This is a genomic window from Streptomyces sp. NPDC054840 (assembly GCF_053611065.1).
Map to the genome: position 1 here is coordinate 1 of NZ_JBSGZP010000590.1, position 4,697 is coordinate 4,697.

Annotated in this window: 5 protein-coding genes; all 5 read right to left on the bottom strand. The window is 72.0% G+C overall.

The window, feature by feature from the left end; genetic code table 11:
* Positions 1-28 precede the first annotated feature (28 nt).
* The 5 genes from ACWGIU_RS30225 to ACWGIU_RS30245 all read right to left on the bottom strand — a co-directional run bounded on the left by ACWGIU_RS30225 (position 29) and on the right by ACWGIU_RS30245 (position 4,609).
* Positions 29-988 carry an alpha/beta fold hydrolase gene (locus ACWGIU_RS30225; RefSeq protein ID WP_453711102.1) on the bottom strand — a complete coding sequence of 320 codons (960 nt, stop codon included), beginning with the start codon at positions 986-988 and terminating at the stop codon, positions 29-31.
* A 129-nt stretch (positions 989-1,117) separates the two neighbouring features.
* Positions 1,118-1,507: a hypothetical protein gene (locus ACWGIU_RS30230; RefSeq protein WP_453711104.1), complete on the bottom strand. Its 390-nt coding sequence runs from the start codon at positions 1,505-1,507 to the stop codon at positions 1,118-1,120.
* Positions 1,508-1,633: 126 nt separating this feature from the next.
* A complete protein-coding gene (locus ACWGIU_RS30235; RefSeq protein ID WP_453711106.1) occupies positions 1,634-2,059 on the bottom strand; it encodes a YjbQ family protein in 426 nt (141 codons plus the stop codon).
* A gap of 288 nt (positions 2,060-2,347) precedes the next feature.
* Positions 2,348-3,175 (bottom strand): PaaX family transcriptional regulator, encoded by an 828-nt coding sequence (locus ACWGIU_RS30240; RefSeq protein WP_453711108.1) that lies wholly within the window; start codon positions 3,173-3,175, stop codon positions 2,348-2,350.
* Between the two features lie 84 nt (positions 3,176-3,259).
* Positions 3,260-4,609, bottom strand: a complete 1,350-nt coding sequence (locus ACWGIU_RS30245) for a phytase (RefSeq protein WP_453711110.1) — start codon at positions 4,607-4,609, stop codon at positions 3,260-3,262.
* Positions 4,610-4,697: the final 88 nt, after the last annotated feature.

The window sequence follows — 4,697 nt, forward strand, 5'->3', positions numbered from 1 at the left end:
GCCCGGATGTCCGGCACACGGGGCGGGTCTACGGCTCAGCCCGGACACGGCCCACGACGAGCCGGACGGCGCCGATCGTCAGGTCGGGATCATGCACCTGTACGTAGTGGTCGCTCCCGGTGGCCAGCAAGTGCGGGGTCTGGGGCGCCAGCTCCACCAGCGACCGCTGGACCTGGGGCCAGACCCGCTCAAGGGTGTCCAGAAGCTCCTTCGGGGTTCCGCGCGGGGCGGCGAACGGTTCCGTCTTGCTGAGCACGGCCATGGGGACCGTGGGCAGGGGCGGCGCGGCGGTGACGGAGTCGATCGAGCCGTCGATGTCCACCCTCTCGAACGCGGGTCGCGCGTCGAAGGGCGTGCCGGGCTTGTCGAGCAGCGTGCGGTACGCCGCCCAGCGTGCGCCGAAGAGTGCGCGGAGGTCCGTACCGAAGGCGTCGACGAAGACCAGGCCTGCCGTCTTCCCGGGGTGCCGCTGGGCGTACAGCCGGGTGATCATCCCGCCGAAGGAGTGGCCCACCAGCACGTAGGGGCCCGGCAGGCGCGCGGATGTCAGCAGCTTGTCGAGGTCGTCGGCCATCGCGGTGAGGGAGCGGGTGCCGTCGAGCGGCGTGCTGCGGGTGGTGAGCGCCAACGGGTCGGCGTACCGGACGGTTCCGGGCCGGTCGTAGACGCAGACCCGGGTGAACTCCGCGACACCGGGGAACACCGCCGGGGCTTTCGGTACGGGCGGCCGGGTGTCGGTGAAGGTCCAGGTGTCGGACGAGTCGTGCAGCCCGGATTCCAGGATGACGGTGGGGCTGCCGCTGCCCTTGCAGCTCAGATGGATCTGCCGGCCGCCGCCCACCTCGACCTGGCCGGAGAAGTCGCCGGTGGCCGGTACGGAGGAGGGCGCGGGCGGTGAGCCGCGCAGGGCCGAGGGGCCGCCACAGCCGGGAACGGCGGCCAGTAGCGCCGCCACGAGGACGGGCAGCAGTGGAATTCGGTCTCGCATCGGCTCTCCGGGTCCCTCGTCGGTGCCCCTCCCCCGGCCGCTCCGCCGGCTCCTGCGATCATCCGGCACGAGGGGCCGCGGGCCCGGCATTGCCGGACCGGAAGTCGCGGCCCCTCGGCCACCGGGTCGCTACGCGCCGGCGCCGGAGGCCATCAGGGCCATCTCCCGCTCCACTGCTTCGCTTTCCTCCCGGCGGTCCATGAGCACCAACTGCTTCCGGTAGCGGTTCAGCGCCTTGCGGAGCAGGAGGTCCCTGGTCGGCTCCATCGCGTACATGCGGCGCGCGGCGGCGACGGCCTCGGCCCGCAGGGCCAGCGCCGTCTCGGGCAGATGGGCGAAGTCCTGGCGGCTGTACTCGTACAACGCCTCGGCCAGCAGCGGCAGATACGCCAGCGGACTCACCTGAACGAGCACGCGATATGCGGCGACCTCCTCCCGGGCGGGGAGGGTCTGTGATCCCAGGAGGGCAACTCGGGCTCGGAGTACCGCGTCGTGACCGGCGTGCGCTGAGTAAGTCATGACGGTGATTCTGAAAGCCGCACAGGGGTCTGAACAAGGGCAATCGGATGTGCCCTTGGTCCTACGAAAACGGCCTCTGACCTGTCATGATTGATACGTGTTCACCCCTGTGACCCCACAGGGCGGTCAGCGGCCGAAGAAGGACAGGCGGACCTGGCGACGGGGGTTGTCCCGGTTGGTGTCCACGAGGGTGACGGACTGCCAGGTTCCGAGCTCCAGCAGTCCGTCGATCACGGGCAGCGTCGCGTGGGGCGGGACGATCGCGGGCAGTACGTGATCCCGGCCGTGGCCGGGGGAACCGTGCCGGTGCCGCCAGCGGTCGTCGGCCGGCAGCAGGGATCCCAGGGCTTTCAGGAGGTCGTCGTCGCTGCCCGCTCCCGTCTCGATGACGGCGAGTCCGGCGGTCGCGTGCGGCGTGAAGATGTTGAGCAGTCCGCTCCGGCCCCGCGCCACCTCCCCGAGGAACGACGCACAGGCGTCGGTCAGGTCATGGACGGTCTCCCGGTCCCCGGTCGTCACGTCGATGGTCCGTGAAGCGAAGATGTCGGTCATGACCGCATCCTTGCGCCCGGGCTCCCCGTGGGCACGTATCCTCGGCCGGTGTCGGCCGACCGGCTGCACGGCGAGCAGCGGTTCACCGCCGATGTCGCCGCGAGCGGCGGACCCGCTGATGGGCCTCGCGGTCTTAGCCGAGCTGCTCTCGCAGGAGCCGGCGGCCGACTCCGTACGGCCGGGTCAAGGTGCGGACCACGATGAGCCTGGACGCGGTCACCGGCGCCGTCGACGACCTCGCCGGGTACTGGCGGCGCCTGCACCGTCCGACGGCGAAGTAGTTCCGCTTCAGGCCTCGGCCAGGCCGGTGACCTCCCGCACGTGGCGCAGGCTGGGCGGGGCGAGCACCTCGTTCAGCTGCTGGAAGATCTGCCGCGCGGCGACCGCGTTCCAGTCCGCGGGGAGCAGCTCGGCGGGAAGTCCGGGGTCGAGGTAGGGAAGACGGCGCCACTGGGTGAGCATCGGGACGTAGTGGCGGAAGGCCTCGGCGCCGTCGATGGCGGGCTGCTCGGCCAGGCCCGCGGCGACGGGGCCGTAGGCCTCGGTGAAGCCGGCGTACTGCTCCTCGATCGCCGGGAAGTCCCACCACGAACTGACCGTCCCGGGCAGATCGCTGAAGGCCGCGTACTCGGCGGCGAACAGGTGCACGTACTCGCTGAGCCCGAGCCGGACGAGCATGTCGCGGGCGTCACCCAGGAGGCGGCCGGGCGCCAGCCACACGCCCGGGGCGATGTTCCCGAAGCCCAGCCAGGTCAGCCGGGTGCGCAGCTGGTAGCGGTAGGAGCGCTCGGACTCCGGTACGGAGAAGACGGCCATGGCCCAGCCGTCGCTCAGCTTCGCCGGTTCCAGGCTGCCGAAGATCCGCCGGTCACCCTCGTCGAAGACCGGCTGCGCGCCCGGACTGAGCCGGTACCCGGTGGCGCCCCGGCGTTCCGGTTCGAGGACGCCCTTCTTCTTGAGCCGGGAGATCGCCGAGCGCGCCGCCGGGCCGTCCACGTCCAGCTCGGACATCAGGGTGATCAGGTCGGCGACGGAGATCCAGCCTCCGAGGCGTCGCAGGAACGCCCCGTAGACCGTGTTGATCAACGAGCTGGGCCTGAGGGGACTGTCCGCCATGATCGCCTTCCGTCGTATGCGGTGGCGATCCTATCGACCTGGGCGAACGCGGCGCCGCCCAGGTCACGGTCCCCGGCGGCGGGGTCAGAGGCGGGCGGCCCGCTTCAGGAGGCCCAGGTCGACGTACTTGAAGTCGGTGTCGGTACGGGCCTGGCCGTCGGCTCCGGTGGTCGCCGGAGTGTTGTGGCCGTCCTGGACGACCAGCAGGCCGTTCGGGAACCTCTTGCCCAGCGGTGCGCTCGTGACGGCGGCGCCGTCGCACTCCTGCGAGCCGTCCGGCGAGCCGGGCTTCGCGGCGTCACCGATGCGGAAGCCGCTGACGTACGCGTTGCCGTGCTCGCGGTCGAAGACGGCGAAGGTGTCGTCACCCTGGCTGGAGGCGAGCAGGTAGCCGCGGCGGCCGGGCCGCTCCGGGTCGCGCCAGATGGTCAGGCCCTCCACGTCGGCGGAGATGTGCCGGCCGCCGAAGCCGGGGTCCGCGCCCGCGTCGCACTCCTCCGTCCCGGGGTTCCAGGTGCCGGGTACGCCGAAGGAGCGGACCTTCTCGATGAGGCGGGCGGGGGACCGCAGGTCCGCGTCGAGCTTCCAGATGCCGACGTCCTCCTGACCGGCGTAGAGGTCACCGGTGTCGGGATCGACGACCATGCCCTCGATCTGGGGCCGCTCGCCCGGTTCGCCGCACGGCGTCCAGGTGTTGCCGTTCGGCAGGGTGAAGGAGGCGGGCAGCGAGGTGGTGCGGACGGTGCGGTAGCCGACTTCGCCCTTGGCGTTCGGCAGCAGTTCGGCCAGCGCGAGGTCGGTGGCGTGGCGCCGGCTGGTGACCGCGTACGAGCGGCCGCTGCGGCGGTCGGTGTAGGCGGCCAGGCCGTAGGCGGTCCGCTGGTCGTTGACCTCGTCCTGATCGGTGGAGAAGACCTGCGGGGCGGCCGCCCCGTCGGTGACGTCGACCAGCGGGGCGGTGGGCCGCTTCGGGTCGATGCGGTAGATGCGCAGCTGGTCGCGGCCGCGGTCGGAGACGACGGCCACGTCATGACGGCCGTCCGGGAAGCGGAGTCCACTGATCAGGTCTACGTTGTTGAAGCGTCCGGGCTTGTCGCCGTCCCTCGGAGGTGCGGGCGCCGGCAGGGACTGCACCTGTCGTCCGTCCAGGTCGTAGACGCGCAGGCCGCCCTCCTTGGCGGTGGCGATGACCAGGCTGGCGTCGGGGTCCTCGGCGTTGCGCCAGATCGCCGGGTCGTCGGCGTTCGCGTTGCCGCCGGCCTCGTCGTCGAAGAGGGAGGGCGTCTCGACGGAGGCCGCCACCCGCGGCAGCGACGGCTTCGTGCCGCCGTGGTCCGCGTGGGCGTGCGCCGGTCCGGCGATCGTCCCCAGCACCACCATGGCCGCCGCGGCCACGGCCACGGCCGGGGTCCGCCTGCTCGGGATCACGCGCATCTTGCCTCCTGTTGGGGGGTACGAGGTGGGGCCCGCCGACCGGGTGTGCCGGGGTTCTCCGGCGTCCCGCCACGGGCCGCCCCCACCG

Excerpts from the sequence above, each read along its gene's own strand:
- ACWGIU_RS30225 (WP_453711102.1), bottom strand. The coding sequence starts at position 988 with ATGCGAGACCGAATTCCACTGCTGCCCGTCCTCGTGGCGGCGCTACTG.
- ACWGIU_RS30230 (WP_453711104.1), bottom strand. The coding sequence starts at position 1,507 with ATGACTTACTCAGCGCACGCCGGTCACGACGCGGTACTCCGAGCCCGA.
- ACWGIU_RS30235 (WP_453711106.1), bottom strand. The coding sequence starts at position 2,059 with ATGACCGACATCTTCGCTTCACGGACCATCGACGTGACGACCGGGGAC.
- ACWGIU_RS30240 (WP_453711108.1), bottom strand. The coding sequence starts at position 3,175 with ATGGCGGACAGTCCCCTCAGGCCCAGCTCGTTGATCAACACGGTCTAC.
- ACWGIU_RS30245 (WP_453711110.1), bottom strand. The coding sequence starts at position 4,609 with ATGCGCGTGATCCCGAGCAGGCGGACCCCGGCCGTGGCCGTGGCCGCG.